Annotated in this window: 5 protein-coding genes; all 5 read left to right on the top strand. The window is 76.2% G+C overall.

The features are described from left to right. Positions 1-14 precede the first annotated feature (14 nt). Positions 15-1,436 carry an MBOAT family O-acyltransferase gene (locus tag RIC31_RS15595; RefSeq protein WP_350109447.1) on the top strand — a complete coding sequence of 474 codons (1,422 nt, stop codon included), beginning with the start codon at positions 15-17 and terminating at the stop codon, positions 1,434-1,436. 1 nt (position 1,437) lies between these two features. Continuing rightward, the gene (locus RIC31_RS15590; RefSeq protein WP_350109444.1) at positions 1,438-1,692 is read left to right on the top strand and encodes an acyl carrier protein; all 255 of its coding nucleotides are present in this window, start codon (positions 1,438-1,440) and stop codon (positions 1,690-1,692) included. A 127-nt stretch (positions 1,693-1,819) separates the two neighbouring features. After that, positions 1,820-2,611, top strand: coding sequence for a thioesterase II family protein (locus tag RIC31_RS15585; RefSeq protein ID WP_350109441.1), 792 nt, complete (start codon positions 1,820-1,822; stop codon positions 2,609-2,611). A gap of 25 nt (positions 2,612-2,636) precedes the next feature. Beyond that, positions 2,637-18,344 carry an SDR family NAD(P)-dependent oxidoreductase gene (locus RIC31_RS15580; RefSeq protein WP_350109438.1) on the top strand — a complete coding sequence of 5,236 codons (15,708 nt, stop codon included), beginning with the start codon at positions 2,637-2,639 and terminating at the stop codon, positions 18,342-18,344. Next, a complete protein-coding gene (locus tag RIC31_RS15575) occupies positions 18,341-21,817 on the top strand; it encodes an SDR family NAD(P)-dependent oxidoreductase (RefSeq protein ID WP_350109435.1) in 3,477 nt (1,158 codons plus the stop codon). Before RIC31_RS15580 ends, RIC31_RS15575 begins: the two co-directional genes overlap by 4 nt. Positions 21,818-21,819 lie beyond the last annotated feature (2 nt).

The raw sequence follows: 21,819 nt of genomic DNA, 5'->3' as shown, positions 1-21,819 counted from the left end.
AGCCTGCTCCGCGCATGACGGTCGTCTCGCCGGTCTTCCTTGCGATCGGGTTGCTGGCGGTCGCGGCGGTATACCTGCTGCCGGCCCGGGTGCCGCGCGACCTGATCCTGCTGGCCGCCAGCCTGGGCTTCGTGGCGGCGGCACTGGACCCGGCGTCGCTGGCCGGCCTGGCGGCCTTCGTGCTGGCCGGCTTCGCGCTGCTGCGGGTCGTCGAACGCCAGCGCCGGCCGGGCGTGCTGGCGGCGGCCGTGGCGGCGGCGGTCGCCCTGTTCTGGCTGCTCGGCGAGAACGACGTCGCGCTCGGGGCGGCGCTCGGCCTGCCGCGGCCGGAGCCGGTGGTGCTGCTCGGCCTGAGCTACGTGATGTTCCGGGTCGTCCACCTGCTGGTCGATGTCGGCCAGGGCGAGCTGGCGGCGCCGGTCGGGCTGCGCGGCTATCTCGGCTACCTGCTGTTCTTCCCGAATTTCCTGGCCGGCCCGATCCAGCGCTACGAGGACCTGGCGCCGCAGCTGGCGACACCGTCGCCACCGGACCGGGACGGCGTGCGCGCCGGGCTGGCCCGCATGCTGGCCGGCGGCTTCTCGACGGTGGTGCTGTCCGGGCTCGCCTTCGCGGTCTTCCGGCGGGCCGGGGAGGAGGCGGCCCTGGGCGGGGCCGCCGGCGGCCTGGCGCTCGGCGTCGCGACCCTGGCGTTCAGCGCCTATCTCTACGCCAGCTTCACCGGCTATATGGACATGGCGATCGGCCTCGGCCGGCTGCTCGGCATCGCGATCCCGGAGAACTTCGACCGGCCCTGGCTGGCCAGCAACTTCCTCGACTTCTGGGCGCGCTGGCACATCACCCTGTCCGAGTGGTTCAAGTTCTACCTGTTCAACCCGTCGACCAAGGAACTGCTGCGGGCGGTCGACCGGCCGGCGGCGGCGCCGTGGCTGGGGGCGGCCGGCTATTTCCTGACCTTCTTCGTCATGGGCATCTGGCACGGCACCAGCCTGTCCTTCGCGGTCTACGGCCTGCTGCTCGGCCTCGGCGTCAGCCTGAACAAGGCCTGGCAAGTCTGGATGGTCCAGCGCCTCGGTCGGCGCGGCTACAACGCCCTGTCGGCCCGGCGCTGGTACGCGGTGGCGGCCCGCACCGCCGCGCTGTCCTGGTTCGCGCTCGCCCTGGTGCTGGTGTGGAGCGATCTCGCGACGGTCTCGGCCTCGCTCGCTTCCCTCGGCGCCGCCGGGGCTGCGTCGGCCGTCGGCCTGGTGGTCGTCGTGGTCGGCTGCGGCGCCGCCCTCGGGCCGCTGGCGGCGCGGTTGTCGTCGGGGCTTGGGCGGCTGACACATTCGGCAGGCACCGGATGGCTGATCGCCGTCGCCCAGGCCGGCGCCATCGCCTACTATCTGCTGGTGGTCCGGGGTGTCGTGCCGGAGCTGATCTACCAAAGGTTCTAGGATGCAGGCGGATTCCGGGCGGTTCGAGACGGTGTGTGCGGTGGTTGCCGAGGCGCTCGACCTCGACCGCGCGGAGATCGATGCGACTACATGCTCCGCCACCCAGCCGGTGTGGGATTCCCTCGCCCACCTGATGATCATCAACGCCATCGAGAAGCGCTTCGAGGTCGTCCTGCCGAAGCGCGAGGCCTACACCGTGAAGAATGTCGGCGAGCTTGCCGGGCTCGTGGACCGGCAGCTCGGAAAGGGCGGCTGACGCGGCGCCATACAACGGACGGTCGTGCCGGCAGGTCGATCGTGTCGGCATTGCAACTTATGGCGACGGTGCCGGCGTGATACCGTCGCCGCAGGATCGAACCGGTCTGCGGAGGGCGGCGATGCCGATGGATGGACAAGGTCCGCGGAGTGCCTGGTTCGCGCGCGTCAGGCCGCGCCCCGAGGCGGCGGTCCGGCTGTTCTGCTTCCCGCATGCGGGCGGTGCCGCATCCAGCTACTTCCATTGGCCGGCGGCGCTCGACGGGGTGGACGTGCTGGCGGTGCAGCCGCCCGGCCGCGAGGGCCGGCTCGCCGAGCCGCCGATCGCCGACATGCCGGCCCTGCTGGATTGCCTGGTCGCCGAGGTGGAGCCCCATCTCGACCGGCGGACGCTGTTCTTCGGCCACAGCATGGGCGCGCTGGTCGCCTTCGAGCTGGCGCGCGAACTGCGCCGTCGCGGGCTGCCGGCACCGGAACGGCTGTACGTGTCGGGCCGCCGCGCGCCGACCGTGCCGACCGCCGAGGCGCCCCTGCATGCCCTGCCGGACCCCGAGCTGGTCGCGGAGCTGAACCGGCGTTTCGGCGGGCTGCCGGCGGCGATCCTGTCCGAGCCGGAGCTGATGGCGCTGTTCCTGCCGGTCATCCGGGCCGACCTGACCGTGCTCGAGCGCCACGCCTTCAGCCGCGACCCGGTGCTCGACCTGCCGATCACCGCCCTCGGCGGCGAGGACGACGCTCGCGCCCCGGAATCCGGCCTGGCGGCCTGGCGAGAGTTGACCTCCGCCGATTTCGTGGTCCGGCGCTTCCCGGGCGGTCATTTCTACCTGCACGACCGTCGCGAGGCGTTCCTGCGGGACCTCGCGGCGATGCTCGTGGCGGATCTTGCGATCGGGACGGCGCCGGGCGGCGCCGTGCCCTGATCCAGGCCCGGGGACCGCAGACGCCATGACCGCTCGACCGAGCCCCGAGGAACTTGCCGACATCGTCGTTGGCGCGGTCGCGGCCGCGCTCGGACTGCAGCCGTCGGAACTCGACCTGGACGAGCGGTTCAGCCGATACGGCCTGGACTCGCTGGCCGCCGCCGGCCTGATCCGGGTGCTGGCGGAGCGACTCGGCCGGCCGCTGCCGCCGACCCTGGTGTGGGACCATCCGACGACCGCCCGGCTGCTCCGGCACCTGGCGGGCGACGCCGGTCCGGCGGCCGGGCCCGGTGCGATCCGCGCGATGGCGGCCGACGATCCGGTGGCGATCGTGGCGATGGCCTGCCGGCTGCCGGGGGCCGGGGATCCGGAGGCCTACTGGCGGCTGCTGGTCGACGGGCTGGATGCGGTCGGCGACATGCCGCGCGAGCGCTGGGACGTCGACGCCCTGTACGACTCCGACCCGGCGGCGCCGGGCAGGATGGCGACCCGCTGGGGCGGCTATCTCGACCGGGTCGACGGCTTCGACCCGCCGTTCTTCGGCATGTCGCCGCGCGAGGCGGTCGAGGCCGACCCGCAGCAGCGCCTGACCCTGGAACTGGTGTGGGAGGCGCTGGAGCGCGCCGCCATACCGCCGTCGCGCCTGCAGGGCAGCCGCACCGGCGTCTTCATGGGCGCCATGTGGTCGGAATACGGCCAACTCGCCGGCGGGCTAGACGGTATCGCCCAGCATTCCGCGACCGGCCGCGACACCGGCATCATCGCCAACCGGGTCAGCTACGTGCTGGGCCTGACCGGGCCGAGTCTGACGGTCAACACCGCCTGCTCGTCGTCGCTGGTGGCGGTGCACCTGGCGGCCCGGAGCCTGCGCAGCGGCGAAAGCACCCTGGCGGTCGCCGGCGGCGTCAACCTGATCCTCACCCCCGACAGCACGGTCGCCATGACCAAGTTCGGCGCCATGGCACCGGACGGCCGTTCCAAGGCCTTCGACGCCCGTGCCGACGGCTATGTTCGCGGCGAGGGCGCCGGCGTGGTGGTGCTGAAGCCGCTGTCGCGCGCGATCGCCGACGGCGACCCGGTGCTGGCGCTGTTGCGCGGCACCGCGATCAACAACGACGGGCCGTCGAACGGCCTGACCGCGCCCAGCCCGGACGCCCAGCGCAGCGTGCTGGTCGATGCATATGCAAATGCATGCGTACCGCCCGGCGAGGTCGACTACCTGGAGGCGCACGGCACCGGCACCATGCTGGGCGACCCGATCGAGGCCAGCGCGCTGGGCGCGGTGCTGGGCACCGCCGCGGGCCGCGAGCGGCCGCTGGTGGTCGGCTCGGCCAAGACCAACATCGGCCACCTGGAGGCCGCCGCCGGGGCCGCCGGGCTGGTCAAGGCGGTGCTGGCGCTCGGCCGCGGCATCATCCCGCCCAGCCTGCACTACCTGTCGCCGAACCCGCATATCGACTTCCCGGCCCTGAACCTGCGGGTGCCGACCGCGCCCGAGCCGTGGCCGCGGGCCGGCCATCCGCGGCGCGCCGGGGTCAGTTCCTTCGGCTTCGGCGGCACCAACAGCCACGCCGTGGTCGAGGAATGGGCGCCGGAGCCGTTGATCCCGCCGGCGGCCGGCCGGTCGACCCGCCCGCTGGTGTTCGTCTATGCCGGCAACGGCGCGCAATGGGCCGGCATGGGCCGCGACCTGCTGGCCGCCGAGCCGGCGTTCCGGGCCGCGGTCGAGGCGTGCGACGCCGCGTTCCGCGACCTGACCGACGACTGGCGGGTGCTCGAGCTGCTGGCCGCCGATCCGGGGCGGGCGCGGCTGAGCGAGACCGTCGTCGCGCAATGCCTGATGTTCACGGTGCAGGTCGGCCTGACCCGGCTGCTGGAGTCCTGGGGCTACCGGCCGGACGCGGTGGTCGGCCACAGCCTGGGCGAGGTCGCCGCCGCCCATGCCGCCAGCGTGCTGGGCCTGGCCGATGCCGCCCGCGTGGTGTTCCACCGCAGCCGCCTGCAGGCCGAGGCCGCCGGGCAGGGCGCGATGGCGCTGGTGCATCTGCCCTGGGCGGAGGCCGAGGCGGCGCTGGCCGGGCATCCCGCGGTCTGCGTGGCCGGTGCCAATGCGCCGTCGGCGGTGACCGTCGCCGGACCTCGCGAGGCGGTCGCCGTCGCCGCCGAAGCGCTGGCGGCGCAGGGTGTGACGGTGCAGCCGATCCGGGTCGACGTCGCCTATCACAGCCCGGCGATGGACCCGCTGCGACCGCGGCTGGTCGAGGCGCTGGCCGGACTGGCGCCGCGCCCGGGTGAGGTGCCGATCCACTCGACGGTGACCGCCGGCCGGCTCGACGGGGTCGGGTTCGACGCCGGCTACTGGGGCCGCAACCTGCGCGAGCCGGTGCGCTTCGCCGAGACGGTGAACGGCATGCCGGACGGTGCGTTCCTGGAGATCTCCCCGCACCCGGTGCTGTCGGCCGCGATCGCCGAGGGACTGGCGGCGCTCGGCCGCCCCGGTCCGGCGGTGCCGCTGCTGCGGCGCGGCGAACCGGCCGGCGACGGCCTGCGTGACGCGCTCGCCCGGCTGTCGGCGGCCGGGATCGCCCCCGGCGACCCGCCGGTCGACCGGCCGCTGCATGTGCTGACTCTGTCGGCCAAGAGCGCGCCCGCCCTGGCGGAACTGGCGGCCCGCTGGGCCGCGGCGCTGCCGGAGGATCTGGCCGACGCCTGCTTCACCGCCAACACCGGCCGCGACCCGTTCGACGAGCGGGCCGCCGTCGTGGCATCCGACGCCAAGACGATGCGTTCGCATCTACAAGCCTTGGCGCGTGGCGAGACGCTGCCCGGCATTTGGCGGGGCACGGTGGCGCCGGGGCGGCGTCCGGCGATCGCGCTGCGGGTTGACGCCGACGGCCCGCTGCCCGGCGGCCTGGATGAACTGGCGCAAATGGCGCCGCCGTTTGCCGATGCGGTGGCCGAGCACGGCCCGGCCGTCGCCCTCGGGCGGCTGCTGGCGGCCTGGGGCGTGCCGTTCGCAGAGGGCGCCGGCGACGCGGCGCTGGTGCTGGCGATCGGCGGTGCCGACGGTGACATCCGGATCGGTGCCGGCGACGCCTGGACCGAGGTGCTGGGCGCGTTGGCCGCCCTGTTCGCCGCCGGGGTGCCGGTCGACTGGCAGGCGGTCGACCGCGGCCTGCCGCGGCGCCGGGTGTTGCTGCCGACATACCCGTTCGAGCGCCGGTCCTGCTGGCCGGTGCCGCTGCGGGATCCCCGGCCGACCGCCGCCGACTGGCTGTACGAGGTCGCCTCGGCGCCCCGGCCGCCGGCCCTGCCGGAGCCCGCCGCCCTGGTCGCGGACCTGCCGGATCCGCCGCCGGCGGACGGCCTGGGCGCGGCGCTGGACCGGCTGGCCGGGGCCTATGCGGCGCGCGCCCTGGCATCGGACTCGACGCCCGCCGATCCGCGGCCGTGGCGCGACCGGCAGCTCGCGGCCCTGGCGCGGCTGGCCGAGGGGGGGGCTGGCGCCGATCCGGAGGTGCTGGCCGCCGACCTCGCCGCGAGCCGCCCGCAGGCCGGGGCCGAACTGGCAGTGATCCGGGCGGTCGGCGAGGCCCTCCCCGGCATCCTGGACGGCACGGTCGACCCGGTCGGCCTGCTGTTCCCCGGCGGGTCGATGGACCTGCTGGAGGCGGTCTACCAGCACTCGCCCTTCGCCGCCGGCCTGGCGGAGCGGCTGCGCGCCGGCTTTGCCAACCTGGCCGCCGGCCGGCCCGGACTCCGGGTCGTCGAGATCGGCGGCGGCACCGGCGGGACCACCGCGCATCTGTTGCCGCTGATGCCGGCGGACGGCCGCTACCTGTTCACCGACGTCTCGCAGGCCTTCCTCGACCGCGCCCGCGAGCGCTTCGGCGAGACGGCGGCCCTGCACACCCGTCTGCTCGACATCGAGAGCGATCCAGGCGAGCAGGGCGTGCCGGTCGACAGCGACGTGGCGGTCGCGGTCAACGTCCTGCACGCCACCCGCGACCTGCGGGCCACCTTGGCGCACGCCCGCGCGGTCCTGCGGCCCGGCGGCCTGCTGCTGCTGGGCGAGGTCACCGGGACAGCCGGCTGGCTCGAGCTGGTGTTCGGCACATTGGAGGGCTGGTGGCGGTTCGCCGACACCGGCCTGCGGCCGGACAGCGCCCTGCTCGACCTCGACGGCTGGCGGGCGGTACTGGCCGAGGCCGGATTCGAGGCGGTCGAGGCGGCCGGCGACGGCGACCGCCAGAGCCTGATCGTGGCGCGGCGCGGCGCGCGACGGCTGGTCCTGGAGGCGGACGCCGAGCCGCCGGCCGTCGGGAGCTGGGACGAGACGGTGTACCGCCCGCAGGGCGGATCGGCTGCGGCGGCCTGCAGGGTCGTCGGTCGGCTGGCCGCCGACCCGCGCTTCGGCCGGCTGTCGGTCGAGGGCGCGCCGGACGATTCGGCGGTTGCCGCCTGCCGGGCCTATGGCCAGAGCCTGCTGCTGTCGGAGCCGGGGCGTTGGGGCAGCGAGATCGCCCGCGCGCCGCGCCTGCGGCCGCTGCCGCCGCCGGGCGACGGGCCGGCGGTGCGGGCCGACGGCTGGTATCTGATCACCGGCGGGCTCGGGGCGCTCGGCCTGGCCTTCGCGGAGTGGCTGGTCGGGCGGGGCGCCCGCCGGCTGGCCCTGGTCGGCCGTCGTCCGGCGGGTGAAAATGCAGTCGCATGTATCAGCCGGCTGCGGGCCGCCGGCGCCGAGATCCGCGGCTTCGCCGCCGACGTCACTGCCCCGGCCGGGATCGAGGGCGTGCTGGCGGCGCTCGACGGCCCGCTGTCCGGCGTGATCCACGCCGCCGGCAACGCCTCCGACGACCCGGTCGAGGCGCTGGCCCCGAAACTGGATGGCGCGCGCATTCTCGACGGCCTCACCCGCCGGGACGGTGTCGGGCTGTTCCTGCTGTTCTCGTCGGCGGCCGGCAGCTGGGGCGCCAAGGGCAAGGCCGCCTATGCCGCCGCCAACGCCGCCATGGACACGGTGGCGACGGCCCGGCGGGCGGCCGGCTATCCGGCGCTCAGCGTCGCCTGGGGCCGGTTCACCCTGCGCGGCCTGCTCGACGCCGCCGAGGACGCGGCCCTGGCCGCGACGGGGCTGCGGGCCATGGACCCGGCCGCCGCCTTCGACCTGGCCTGGCGGCTGGCCGGCCAGGACCGGGCGCATGCCGTGGTCGCCGACGTCGACTGGCCGCGGTTCCGGGCGGTCTACGAACTGCACGGCCTGAGCGACCTGCTGCGCGACCTGCCGGCCGACGCGCCCCCGGCCGAGGTGGCGGCGGTCCCCGCGACTCCGGGTGGCCCGGCCTTCGACACCGTCCACCGGGTCGTCGCCGAGGCGCTCGGCTACGAACCGGACGCGCTGCCCGCCGACCGCGGGTTCTTCGACCTCGGCCTGGACAGCCTGATGGCGGTGCGGCTGCGGGCCCGGCTGGAGGAGGCGCTCGGCCGGCCGGTGCCGACGGCGGCGCTGTTCGCGCATCCGACCGTCGATGCGCTGGCGGCGTGGCTGGCCCCGGATGCCGCCGGGTCGGTGCCGGCGGTCGCCGCCGCAGCCGTGCCGTCGGCCGACCACGCGGTCGCGGTGATCGGCATCGGCTGCCGGTTCCCGGGCGGAGTCGTCGATCCCGAGGGCTTCGCCCGCCTGCTGTTCGACGGGGTCGACGCGGTCACCGAGGTGCCGCGCGAACGCTGGGACTGGCGCGAGTGGGCTGGCGACCGCCCGGACGCGCCTGGCGCCATCGCCGGCCGCTGGGGCGGGTTCCTGGACGGCATCGACAGGTTCGACGCCGGCTTCTTCGGCCTGCCCCCCAAGGACGCCGCCTTCATGGACCCGCAGCAGCGGCTGCTGCTGGAGACCGCCTGGGAGGCGGTCGAACGCGCCGGCGTCGACCCGACCGGCCTGGCCGGCAGCCGCACCGGCGTGTTCGTCGGAATCACCGGCAGCGACTACGCCGCGCTCGCCCGCCGCGGCCGGCCGGAGGACCTGGAGGCCCAGGCGATCACCGGCCAGCCGGCCAACACCGCGGCCGGCCGGATCTCGTTCACCCTCGGGCTGACCGGCCCGGCGCTGGCGGTCGACACCGCCTGCTCGTCGTCGCTGGTGGCGCTGCACCTGGCTTGCCGGGCGATCCGGGCCGGCGAGTGCGACAGCGCGCTGGCCGGCGGCGTCAACCTGGTGCTGGCGCCCGAGACCTCGGTGATCCTGTCGCGCGCCGGCATGCTGTCGCCGACCGGGCGCTGCCGCAGTTTCGACGCCGACGCCGACGGCTTCGTGCGGGCCGAGGGCTGCGGCATGGTGCTGCTGAAGCCGCTCGACCGCGCGCTCGCCGACCGCGACCCGGTGCTGGCGGTGGTGCGCGGCTCGGCGCTCAACCACGACGGCCGGGCCAGCGGCTTCACGGTGCCGAACGGCTCGGCCCAGGCCGCGGTGATCCGCGCCGCCCTGGCCGATGCCGGGGTGGTGCCGGCCGAGATCGCCTATGTCGAGGCGCACGGCACCGGCACCGCGCTTGGCGACCCGGTCGAGGCCCAGGCCCTGGCCGAGGCCCTGGGCGAGGGCCGGACGGCGCCGCTGCATGTCGGCTCGGTGAAGAGCAACATCGGCCACGCCGAGTCGGCGGCCGGCATCGCCGGCTTCATCAAGGCGGTGCTGGCGCTGCGGGCCGGGCGGATCCCGCCGACCCTGCATTTCGGGCGGCTGAACGGGTATATCGGCGGCGACGGCATCGTGGTGCCGACCGCACCGGTCGACTGGCCGGCGGGAGCGCCGCGGGTCGCCGGGGTCAGCGCCTTCGGCGCCAGCGGCACCAACGCCCATGTGGTGCTGGAGGGAGCGGTGCCACCCGAGCCCGCTGCGGTGGTGCCGGCCCTGCGACTGGTGCCGCTGTCGGCCCGAGATCCGGACAGCCTGGTTGCCCTGGGCCGGGCGGTTGCGGACATGCTGGACGACGGCGACGTCGCCGACGTGGCGCATTCGGCGGCGGCGTCGCGGGCCGGCCTGCCGCTGCGCGGCTTCGCGATCGGCGACGACGCAACGGTGCTGGCGGCCGGGCTGCGGGCCCTGGTGCCGGTCCGTGCCGGCGACCGGCCGAAGGTCGCCTTCCTGTTCACCGGCCAGGGTTCGCAATACGCCGGCATGGGGCGCGGGCTGTACGACGGCGAGCCGGTGTTCCGCGCCGTGCTGGACCGCTGCGAGGCGGTGGCGGCGCCGCTGCTCGGCCGCAGCCTGCTGGCGGCGATGTTCGGCGACGAGGGGGAAGCCGGGATCGATGCGACGGGACTCGCGCAGCCGGCATTGTTCGCCCTGGAATGCGGGCTGGCGTCCTTGTGGCGGTCCTGGGGCGTCGAGCCGGCGGCGGTGCTGGGCCACAGCGTCGGCGAATACGCCGCCGCGGTGGCGACCGGCGTGATGGACCTGGACGCCGCGATGGCGCTGGTCGTCCGGCGCGGCGCCCTGATGCAGGCGCTGCCGGCCGGCGGCGGGATGCGGGCGGTGCTGGCGCCGGAGGATGCGGTCGTGCCGTTGCTGGCGGCCGAGCCGGCGCTGGCGGTCGCGGCGGTCAACGGGCCGGGCGGCACCGTGGTGTCGGGGCCGCTCGATGCCCTGGACCGGCTGTCGGCCCGGCTCGACGAGGCGGGCCTCGGCTGGCGACCGCTGACCGTCAGCCACGCCTTCCACTCGGCCCTGCTCGACCCGATGCTCGACGACCTGGAGGCCGCGGCCGGAGCAATCGAATACCGGCCGGCGACGATCCCGGTCCTGTCGAACCTCACCGGCGACGCCCGCACCGAATTCGACGCCGGCTACTGGCGCCGGCACGCCCGCGGCGCGGTGCGCTTCGCCGACGGCCTGCGGACCGCCGCCGCGCTCGGTTGCACGGTCTTCGTCGAGATCGGGCCGCAGCCGGTGCTGACGGCGATGGCCGGCGCGGTGCTGGACAAGGCGACCCTGGTCCCGGGCCTGGTGCGCGACGGCGACGACCGGCGCCGGATGTTCGAGGCGGCCGGCCGGGCCTGGCAGGCCGGCGTGAAGATCGACTTCGCGGCCCTGCAGGCCGAGCCGGCGGCGCGCCGCATCGCCCTGCCGACCACCCCGTTCAACCGCAGGCGCCACTGGCTGGAGTGGATCGACACGTCGCGGGCCAGACAGTCGGCGGGCGCGGCCCGGGTCTATGAAATCGCGTGGGAGCCGGCAACGGCCAGGCGGGCGCCGGGCGGCTCCTGGCGGCTGGTCGGCGGTTCCGACGAGTTCGCCAGGGCGCTGGCGGAGGCCGGCCTGGATCTGACGGCCGAGCCGACGGCAGGGGTGATCTGGGCGACCGGCCTGGATGTGGACGAGGCTTCTGCCGCGGCGCGCTGCGACGAGTTGCGGGCTCTGGTCGACGCATCCCCGCTGCCGGTGCACGCGCTGACGCGCGGCGCCCAGGCGACCGCCGCCGAGGCCGCCGATCCGGCGGCGGCGGCGCTGTGGGGGCTCGGCCGGGTGCTGGCGCTGCGCGAGCCCGCAGGCTGGGGCGGGCTGATCGACCTGGATCCCGGCGCGGAACCCGCGACCCAGGCGAGCGCCATGGCGGCGGCGCTGGCCACCGGGGACGACGTGGCGGTCCGCGGCGGGCGTCCGTTGGTGCCGCGGCTGGTGCCGGTGACGGCGGCGCTGCCCGACCCGGCGGCGATCCGCGGCGACCGGACCTATCTGGTCACCGGCGGCCTGGGCGGCCTCGGCCTGGCGCTGGCCGACCATCTGGTCGCAGCCGGGGCGCGGCATCTGGCGTTGGTCGGGCGAACCGCGTCGCAGGAGCGTGTGCCGGCGGGGTTGCGGGCCTCCGGGGCCGATGTCCGGGCGTTCGCCGCCGACGTGTCCGACGAGGCCGAGATGGCGGCGGTCGCGGATGCGATCGACCGGGACATGCCGCCGGTCGTCGGGATCTTCCACGCCGCCGGCATCAAGGACGGCGCGACCGCCGCGGTGCTGGCGCCGAAGCTGGGCGGCGGGCTGGTGCTCGACCGGCTGTCGCGGCGCTGGCCGGTCGAGCTGTTCGTGCTGTTCGGCTCGGCCGCCGCGGTCTGGGGCGACCGCGACCTGCCGGCCTATGCCGCCGGCAATGCCGCCCTCGACGCCCTGGCGCACCGCCGCCGGGCCGAGGGGTTGCCGGCGACCGCCGTCGACTGGGCGCGGTTCGACGTTCCGGGGATGCTGAGCGCCGAGGCGGCCGCAGGCTTCGACCGGCTGGGCATCCGGGCGATCCCGGCGGAGCGGGCGTTCGCGACCATGCGGGCGCTGGCGGCGTCCGGCCGGCCGCAGGCGGTGGTCGCCGAGGTCGACTGGGACGCTTTCCGGGCGGTCTACGAGGGCCGCGGGCCGCGGCCGCTGCTGGCGCGCCTGGGCAAGCCCGGGCCGTCGGCGGTCGAGATGCCGGCGCCGGCCGCCCTGCCGCCGTCGGCCCCCCTGCCGCCGCGCCCGGCGGTGGCGGCGCGGCTGCGGGCCCTGGTCGCCGGCCTGCTCGGGGTCGAGGAAGCCGAGATCGATCCGCAGCGCGGGTTCTTCGCGCTCGGCATCGACAGTTTCGGGGTGGTCGAGCTGCGCCGCGCGGTCGAGCGGGAATACGGCGTCGAGCTGCCGACCGCGGCGCTGTTCGAGGCGCCCAGCATCGCCGAGCTGGCGGCCCGCCTGGTGCCGGGTGCGGACGCCGCTTCCGTCGCGGTGGCGGCGCGCCCGCTGGCGGAGCCGATCGCCGTGGTCGGCGCCGGCCTGCGGCTGCCGGGCGGGGTGCGCGACCTCGACGGGCTGCGCCACCTGCTGATGGACGGGATCGATGCGGTCGGCGACCTGCCGGCGGCTCGCCGCACCGGCCCGCTGCCGGCCGAAGCGGCGCTGCGTCAGGCCGGCTGGCTGGATACCGTCGACCGGTTCGACGCCGACTTCTTCGGCATCAGCCCGCGCGAGGCGGCGCAGATCGACCCGCAGCACCGGTTGCTGCTGGAGGTCGCCTGGGAGGCGGTGGAGAATGCCGGCTGGTCGCCGCCGGCCCTGCGCGACAGCCGCACCGGGGTGTTCGTCGGCATCACCGGTACCGAATACGCCGGCATGGTCCGCGCCGCCGGCCGGGCCGACGCCCACGCGGTCGGCGGCCAGTTCCTGAACGTGGCGGCGGGACGGATCTCGCACGGCCTCGGCCTGCGCGGCCCCAGCCTGGCTGTCGACACCGCCTGCTCGTCCTCGGCGATGGCGCTGCACCTGGCCTGCCGGGCGATCCGGGCCGGCGAGTGCGAGGCCGCACTGGCCGGCGGCGTGAACCTGATCCTGGCGCCCGAGACCACGGCGATCCTGCAGGGTGCGGGCATGCTGTCGCCGGGCGCACGCTGCCGGACCTTCGACGCCGGCGCCGACGGCTATGTCCGGGCCGAGGGCTGCGGCCTGGTGCTGCTGAAGCCGCTGTCGCGCGCCGAGGCCGACGGCGACCGCGTGCTGGCGGTGATCCGAGGCAGCGCCGCCAACCACGACGGCGCGTCCGGCGGCTTCACGGTGCCGAGCGGGGCCGCCCAGGAGGCGGTGATCCGGGCCGCCCTGGCGGATGCCGGGGTCGAGCCGGCGGCGGTCGGCTATGTCGAGGCGCACGGCACCGGCACCGCGCTCGGCGACCCGATCGAGATGCACGCCCTCGACGCGGTGTTCGGCGACGGCCGTGACGGCCCGCTGCTGGTCGGCTCGATCAAGACCAATATCGGCCATGCCGAGGCCGCCGCCGGGATCGCCGGGCTGCTGAAGGTCGTCGCCGGCCTGGGGGCCGGGCGCATTCCAATGCATCTGCATTATGAGGCCCCGAACCCGCAGATCGGGGTGTCGCCGGACCGGGTGGCGGTGGCGGCTTCCGGCGGCGACTGGCCTTCGCGCGACGGCCGCCGGGTGGCCGGGATCAGCGCCTTCGGGGCCAGCGGCACCAATGTCCACCTGGTGGTCGAGCAGGGGCCCGGGGCGGTGCCGGCCGCGGACGACGGGCCGACGGTGCTGGCGCTGTCGGCGCGCCGGGCCGGCGATCTGGCGGCAATCGGCGAGGCTGTGCTGGCCGCCCCCGACTTCGCGGCGGCTTGCCGCGAGGCAGCGGTCTCGCGGACCGGCCTGCCCTGGCGGGTGGCGGTGCCGGCGCCGGACCGGGAAACGGCACGGCGGGCGCTGGCCGAGGCCACGCCGATGCGCGCCGGGACGCCGCGCCTGGCCTTCCTGTTCACCGGCCAGGGCGCCCAGTATCCCGGCATGGCCTGGGGCCTGTACCGCGACGAGCCGGTGTTCCGCGACGCGGTCGAGCGTTGCGCCGCGGCGATGCGCGGCCGTCTGGCGGTGCCGCTGACCGCGCTGCTCGAAGGCTCGCGGCCGGTGGTGGCGACTGAGCATGCCCAGCCGGCGCTGTTCGCGGTCGGCTACGGGCTCGCGGAACTCTGGCGCAGTTGGGGCGTCGAGCCGGAGGCGGTGCTGGGCCACAGTGTCGGCGAGGTCACCGCGGCCTGCGTCGCCGGCGCGATGGGGCTGGAGGACGCCGCGGCGCTGATCGTCGAGCGCGGCCGGCTGATGGGATCGCTGCCGGCGGGCGGCGCCATGCTGGCGGTGCTGGCGCCGGAAGCGGCGGTCGTGGATGTGCTAGGCCCAGGGGTCGAGATTGCCGCCCGCAACGGGCCGGACAGCGTGGTGCTGACCGGCGATGCCGAGGCCATCGACGCGGTGGCGTCCCGGCTGGCCGCCCAAGGCGTCGAGTGCCGGCCGCTGGCGGTCAGCCACGCCTTCCACTCGGCCCGGCTGGAGCCGATCCTCGACGACCTGGAGAGGGCCGCCGCCCGGGTCGCCTGGCAGCCGGCCCGGATTCCGGTCGCCTGCAACCTCGACGGCAGCCTGTGCACCGGGTTCGACGCCGGCTACTGGCGTGCCCAGGCCCGCCGGCCGGTGGCGTTCGCCGACGGCATGGCGGCCCTGGCGGCCCGGGGCTGCCGCACCTTCGTGGAACTCGGCCCGCAGCCCGTGCTGTGCGGGCTCGGCAGGCGCTGCCTCGATGACGGAACCTGGGTCGCCGGTCTGCAGCGCGGGGCCGACGACCGAGAGGCGATGCAATCGGCGGCGGCGACGCTCTGGGTCGCGGGCGCCCCCGTCGACTGGCGGGCGGTCACCGGCGCCCGACCGCGCGATTCCGCACCGCTGCCCGCTTACCGGTTCCGGCCGACCCGGCACTGGTTCGACGACACGCCCGGTCCCCGCCGCCCCTGGTTCGCCGGCCGGCTGGACTCGCCGGGCCTGTCGGGGCCGGTCCATACCGGCCGGCTGGGCCCGGCCGACCTGCCCGGGCTGGCGGACAGCGGCGGGCTGGTCCATGTCGGCCTGCATCTCGCCTTCGTGGCCGCCGCCCTCGGCCGGACCGAAGCCGGTGCCGTCACCCTGGCGGATGCCGTGTTCCCGGCCGCCCTGGTCCTCGACGAGGCGCGCGACCTGCAGGTCGTGCGCAGCCGGGACGACGTCGCGACGCTGTACGGCCGGGCCGGCGACGGCAGCTGGGTCCGGCACTCCGAGATGCGGGTGCTGGACGGCGCGGCGCCGCCGGCCGAGGCGGTGGACCTCGCGGCGGTCGAGGCGCGCTGCCCGGAAGCCGTTGCCGGGGAGAGCTTCTACCGCGGCCTCGAAGCCCTCGGCTTCACGCTCGGCCCGCGGCTGCGGCGGATCGCGGCATTCCAACGTCGAGCGGGCGAGGCCTTGGCGACGGTGACCCCGCCGCCGGACGACGAGCCGTGCGCCTTCGGCCTGCCGGCCGCGCTGTTCGAGGTCATGGCGCAGCTGCCGGCGGCCACCCGGCCCGAGGCCGACGGCCCGTTCATGCTGGTCGGCTGGGACCGGCTGGCGGTCACCGGCCGCGCGCCGCCGGGAACCCTGCACCTGCATGCGGTGACCGAAACGTCAGTCGACGGCGCGACGCTGACGGCGAGGATCACGCTGGCCGATGCCGGGGGCCGGCCTGTCGTCGTCGTCGAGGGTGGCGTGCTGAAGCGGATCGAGCAGGGGGCGTGGCGCGGCGCCGCGCCGGCGCCGTGGGTCGGGCAGACGGCGTGGCAGCCCGTCGCCGCGGCCGACCCGTCGCCGGCGGCGTGCCGGCTGCTGGCGACCGGGGCGGCGACCGCGGCGCTGGCCGCGCGCTATCCGGGGCCGGTCGCCGGCGACGCGCCGGTGGTCGCCGTCCTGATCGAGCCATCGACCGACGCAGAGGGGGATGCGCTGGCGACGGCCACGGCGGCTCTGGACGGCCTGCCGGCGGGCACCCGGCTGCTGCTGGCGACTCTGGGCGCGATGGCCCCGGCCGCGACCGTCGGCGGGCTCGCGGAGGCCGGAGCCGGGGCCTGGGGCCTGGCGCAGGCGATCCGCGCCGAGTATCCGGGCCTCGCCTGCCGGTCGGTCGACCTGGACCCGGACGGCGACCCGATCCGGGCGCTGCAGGCCGAGATCGCCGACGACGGCCCGGAGACCGCGGTGGCCTGGCGGGACGGCCGGCGCTTCGCGGCCCGCCTGGAGACCATGGCGCCGGCCCCGGCCGATCCGGGCCGGCTGGTCGTGGGAACACCCGGCCAGCCGGACAGCCTTGCCTGGGAGCCGGCCGCTGTGCCGTCGCCCGGGCCGGATGAGGTCGCGATCGACGTGGTCGCCGCCTGCCCGAACTTCCGGGACGTGCTGGCGGTCTACGGCCGGGGGCCGGCGGCTGTCGGGCTGGGGTCCGACGGTCTCGGGTCCGACGGGGCCGGGATCGTGGCGGCGGTCGGCGCGGGCGTCGCCGGCTTCGCGCCGGGCGATCCGGTGGTGTTCTACGTGCCGGGCGGCGGCGCGCTGACCGGCCGGGTAGCGGTTCCGGCGCGGCTGGTGCGGGCGAGGCCGCGGCACCTGTCCTGCGCGGCCGCCGCGACCCTGCCGGTCGCCGGGCTGACCGCCTGGCACGGGCTGGTCGAGCGGGCCGGGATCGCGGCCGGCGAGACCGTTCTGGTGCATGCCGCCGGCAGCGCGGTCGGGCTGGCGGCGGCGGCGGTGGCCCGGCTGCACGACGCCGCAGTGCTGGCGACCGCCGGTCCGGGCAAGCATGCGGCGCTGCGGGCGCTTGGGCTGACGGTGATCGGCAACTCGCGAGACGCCGGATTCGCCGAGGCGGTGCAAGCGGCGACCGGCGGCCGCGGCGTCGACGTGGCGATCGGGGCGTTCGACGGGCCGGCGCGGGCGGCCGCCGAGGCCGTGCTGGCCCCCGGCGGCCGGCTGGTCGACCTGACCCGGCGCGGCGACGGGGACGATATCGACCTCGACCGACTGGCGCGCGACGAGCCGGACCGGTTCGCGGCGCTGTTCGACGCGGTGACGGCGGCGGTTGCGGACGGTCGGCTGCCGCCGTTGCCGTTCGAGACGGTCGAGCCGGCCGCGGTCGCCGACGGATTCCGCCGGCTGGCCGGTGGCGGCGTGGTCGGCCGGCTGTGCGTGACCCTGCGCGTAGAGCCGCCGGTCGAGCCGGCGGGAACCTGGCTGGTCACCGGCGCCGGCGGCGGGATCGGCCGCGTCCTGGTCGCCCGCCTGCTCGAGCGTGGGGTCCGCGGCTTCGTGCTGGTCGATCCGGCCGGCGTCGATGCCGGCACTCGAGAGGCTCTCGACCGGGCCGGCGCTCAGGCCGTGATCTCGACCGCCGACGTCGCCGACGAGGCCGCGATGGCCGAGGCGCTCGCCGAGGCCGCCGAGCGGCTGCCGGCGATCGAGGGCGTGCTGCACGCCGCCGCCGTGCTGGACGACGGGCCGCTGGCGATGCTCGACGCCGGCCGGTTCGCCAAGGTCTTCCGGCCGAAGGTCGAGGGCGCGCGGGTGCTGGACCGGGTGACCCGGGCATTGCCGGTCCGTGTCTTCCTGCTGTTCTCCTCGGTGGTGGCGTCCCTGCCCTCCGCCGGTCAGGGCGCCTATGCCGCCGCCAACGCCGCCCTCGACCACGTCGCCCGCCGCCGCCGGGCGCTCGGCCTGCCGGGCCGCTCGATCCAGTGGGGGCCGTGGTCGGTCGGCATCGGCGCCGCGCTCGGCGACCGCAGCCGGGCGGTCTGGCGGTCCTGGGGCGTCGAGCCGATGACCCCGGACCAGGGATTGGCGGTACTCGATGCCGCGCTCGGCGGATCGGGATCCGGCGATCTGGTCGCGCTCGCCGTCGACTGGCGCCGCTATGCCGCCCGGGCCGGCACCCTGCCGCCGCTGTTCGCCCGGGTCGCGCCGGCGACCGGCGAGATCATGGCGGTCGCGGAGCCCGATATCGGGTCGATGCCGTCGCATGAAGATCCCGAGACGATCCGTCGCGCGGTCGCCGAGGCGACCGCCGCCGTGCTCGGATTGCGGGTGATCGGTGACCTCGACCTGCAGCGGACCTTCAGCGAGCAGGGCCTGGACTCGCTGATGGCCGGCGACCTCGCGGCGACCCTGTCGCGGCGGCTCGGGCGGCGGCTGCCGGGAACGCTGGCCTACAACTTCCCGACGCCCGAGGCGCTGGTCGGTCACCTCGTCGAGCGCCTGAAACCGATAGGGGAAGATCATTCGTCCCGGAATGTGTCATCCTCGGCCCGGGGAGACGAGGACGGAGACGACACGGGGGTGACACTGCTCGACCGACTCGATGCACGGCTCGCCAGCATCGACCGGCTCCTGGGGGAAGAGCCGTGACGACCGCCGACAACCCGCACGCGGAGGCGCTCCAGCGTGCGTTGAAGGCGCTCGACCGCATGCAGGCGCGTCTCGAGGCGGTGCAGGCTGCCGCCCACGAGCCGGTCGCGATCGTCGGGCTCGGCTGCCGGTTTCCCGGCGCCGACGGGCCGGAGACCTTTCTCGATCGCCTGCGGGCCGGCTACACCACCGTCGGCCCGGTGCCCGGGGACCGGGCCGCCGCGTTCGCCGGGACCGACGATGTGCTGCGGCGCGGCGGCTTCCTGGACGACGTCGCCGGGTTCGATGCGAATGTATTCGGGGTCGCCGATGACGAGGCGGTCGCCATGGACCCGCACCAGCGGCTGCTGCTGGAGACCGCCTGGACCGCCCTGGAGGATGCCGGTGCCGCCGGCGGCAGCCTGGCCGGCAGCCGGACCGGGGTGTGGCTCGGCCTCGGCGCCCAGAACAGCGACTACGCCTGGTGGCTGCTGAACGACCCGGCGCGGCTCGACGCCCATGTCATCCCGGGCAGTTTCCACAGCCTGATGCCGGGACGGCTGTCCTACCTGCTCGACCTGCGCGGGCCGAGCCTGGTGGTCGACGCCGCCTGCGCCTCCGGGCTGGTGGCGGTCCACCTGGCCTGCCAGGCGTTGCGCCGGCGGGAGTGCGACGCGGCCGTGGCGGCGGCGGTGAACCTGATCCTGTCGCCGCTGGTGTCGCAGGCGGTGCGCAGGAGCGGCCTGCTGTCGCCGACCGGCGCCTGCCGGTCGTTCGACGACGCGGCCGACGGCTTCGTGCGCGGCGAGGGCGCCGCGGCGCTGGTGCTGAAGCGGCTGTCCGACGCGGTCGCCGACGGCGACGCGGTCTGGGCGGTGATCCACGGCTCGGCGGTCGGCCAGGACGGCCGCAGCAACGGCCTGACCGCCCCGAGCGGACCGGCCCAGGAGTCGGTGCTGCGGGCCGCCCTGGCCGACGCCCGGCTGCGGCCGGACCAGGTCGGCTATGTCGAGGCGCACGCCACCGGCACCCGGCTCGGCGACGCCATCGAGGCCCAGGCTCTCGGCGCGGTCTATGGTCGCGACCGCCCGGCACCGCTGCTGCTGGGGGCGCTCAAGCCGAATCTCGGGCACCTGGAGGCGGCCTCCGGGATGGCGGCGCTGGTCAAGGCGGTGCTGGCGCGCCGGGCCGGGGCGATCCCGCCGACCCGGCCGGTCGCGCAGCTCAACCGCGATGTCGACCCGGTCGAGGCAGGGCTCCGGCTGGTCGCGGAACCGACGCCCTGGCCGGGTGCCGCGCCCTTTGCCGGGGTCAGCGCCTTCGGGATGAGCGGCACCAACGCCCACCTGATCCTCGGCCCGGCGCCGGTGCCGGCCACCCAGGCGGTGCCGGCAGACGGCATGCGCGTGCTGTGCCTGGGGGCGGCCACCGACACCGCCCTGGCGGCACTCGCCGGATCGCTCGCCGCCGCCCTGCGCGACGACATGCCCTGGGCCGATGTCTGCGCCACCCTGAACCTGGGCCGCAAGCCGTTCGCCCGGCGCTGCGTGATCGAGGCGGCGGACAGCGCCGAGGGGCGCCGCAGGCTGGCGGCGTTCGCCGCCGGGCGGCCGGTGGCGCCGGAGACGCCGCTCGGCCGGGCGGCGGCCGCCGGGCAGGCCGTCGACTGGCTGGCCGAGCAGGGGCGGCCGTCTCGCCGCCTGCGGCTGCCGACCTATCCGTTCGAACACCGCCGGTTCTGGCCGGACGGCCTCGAGACCGCGGCCAGGGAGTCGGCCGCGACCCTGCCCGCAACCCTGCCGGAGGGATTCCTGCACCGGGTCGACTGGCAGACTGCCCCGGCAACGCCGGAGCGCCGGGCCCCGGAGGCTTTGCTGCTGTTCGGCGACCCGGCGTTCGCGGCGCGGCTGGCGCAGGGTTTGGGGGGCGCGGGGATCCGGCCGGTGCTGGCCGGCGATCAAGGCGAACTCGACCGCCATCCGGGCGTGCCGGCGGCCTGGCTGGCGGCCGATGGCGACCCGGCCGGCCATGCCGGCGCGCTCGCCGGGTTGACGAGCCTCGTGGGGGCGCTGGCGGCGGCACCCCGGCCGCTGTGGATCGTGACCGAGGGCGGGACCGGCCCGGCGGTTCGGCCGGCGATGGCGCTGGCGCTCGGCCGCGCCGTGGCGATCGAGCATGCCGACCTGCATTGCCGGCGGGTCGATCTCGACCCGGCCCTGGCCGATCCCGGCGCGGCACTGGCCGCCGAACTGCGGAACGGCGAGGGCGAGGAACTGGTGCGCCATGGCCCGGGCGGACGCGAGGTGCCGCGGGTCGTGCCGTTGGCCGCCCGGCCCGCCCGGTTCGCGGTCCGGCCCGACGCCGCCTACCTGGTCTCCGGCGGCTTCGGCGGGGTCGGCCGGGCGGTCGCCGGCTGGCTGGCCGGCCGAGGCGCGGGGGAGGTCGTGCTGCTGGGTCGGACGGTCCGGGACCTGCCGGAAGCGGCCGACTGGCGGGCGCGGGGCGTCCGGGTGCGGCCCGTGGCCGGCGACGTCGCCGAGCCGGCCGTGCTTGATGTCGTCCTGGGCGATCTCGATCGCGACGGCGTGCCGCTGGCCGGCGTGTTCCACTGCGCCGGCGTGACCGCCGACGCGCTGCTGGCCGATGTCGACCGGGAATTGTTGGAGCATGCCCTGCGGGCCAAGACCGCGGGCGCCCTGGCGCTGGACCGGGCGACCCGCGGCCGCGACCTGGACTGCTTCGTGCTGTTCTCGTCGATCACCGCGCTGTCGGGGCTGGTCGGCACCGGCGCCTACGCGGCGGCCAACGCCGGCATGGCGGCGGTCGCCCGCCGCCGCCGGGCCGACGGGCTGCCGGCGCTGTTGGTGATGTGGGGAACCTGGGCCGGGTCCGGGATGGCCGCCGCGGCCGACCCGGCGCTGGCGGCGCAGTGGGAAAGGCACGGCATCGCCCCGTTCGAGGCGGCGACCGGCCTGGCGGCCCTCGAGGCCCTGCTGGCGGCCGATGCGATCGAGGCGGTGGCCGGCACGGTCGACTGGTCGCGGCTGGCCCGATGGTGCGTCGAGGAGGGTAGCGGTGCCAGCCTCTACGGGCGTGTGGCCCGGTCGCCTGATGCACAGCCTAAAGGAGAACAGGCAAATCCAATGACCCCGGCGGAGCTGGAGCGGGCCGTGCGCGGCGCGGTGGCGGCAGTGGTCGACCGGCCGATCGACGACCCGGCCCTGGACCGTCCGTTCGGCGACCTCGGCCTCGGATCGCTGGCCGCCGTCGAGCTGCGGAATCGCCTTTCGGGTCAACTCGGTGTCCCGGTCCCGGCGACCCTGGCCTTCAATCACCCGTCGGTCGCCGGCGTGGTGCGGTTTCTCGCGGGACGTATTAGGCTAGCGTCGGAGCCGGTGCCGGCCGCTGCACGCGTGAGTAGCATGACCGAGGCCGAAGCCGAGCGGCGGATGGCGTCGCTGCTGGCCGAGCTCGATACCGGACGACGGAACTGAGG

Source organism: Thalassobaculum sp. (assembly GCF_040219615.1).
Classification (GTDB): domain Bacteria; phylum Pseudomonadota; class Alphaproteobacteria; order Thalassobaculales; family Thalassobaculaceae; genus Thalassobaculum_A.
The sequence above is the reverse complement of the archived record's forward strand: the minus strand, read 5'-3'. Positions and strand labels throughout refer to the sequence as shown.

Coding starts and splice junctions, on each gene's coding strand:
- RIC31_RS15590 (WP_350109444.1), top strand. CDS start 1,438: ATGCAGGCGGATTCCGGGCGGTTCGAGACGGTGTGTGCGGTGGTTGCC.
- RIC31_RS15585 (WP_350109441.1), top strand. CDS start 1,820: ATGGATGGACAAGGTCCGCGGAGTGCCTGGTTCGCGCGCGTCAGGCCG.
- RIC31_RS15595 (WP_350109447.1), top strand. CDS start 15: ATGACGGTCGTCTCGCCGGTCTTCCTTGCGATCGGGTTGCTGGCGGTC.
- RIC31_RS15580 (WP_350109438.1), top strand. CDS start 2,637: ATGACCGCTCGACCGAGCCCCGAGGAACTTGCCGACATCGTCGTTGGC.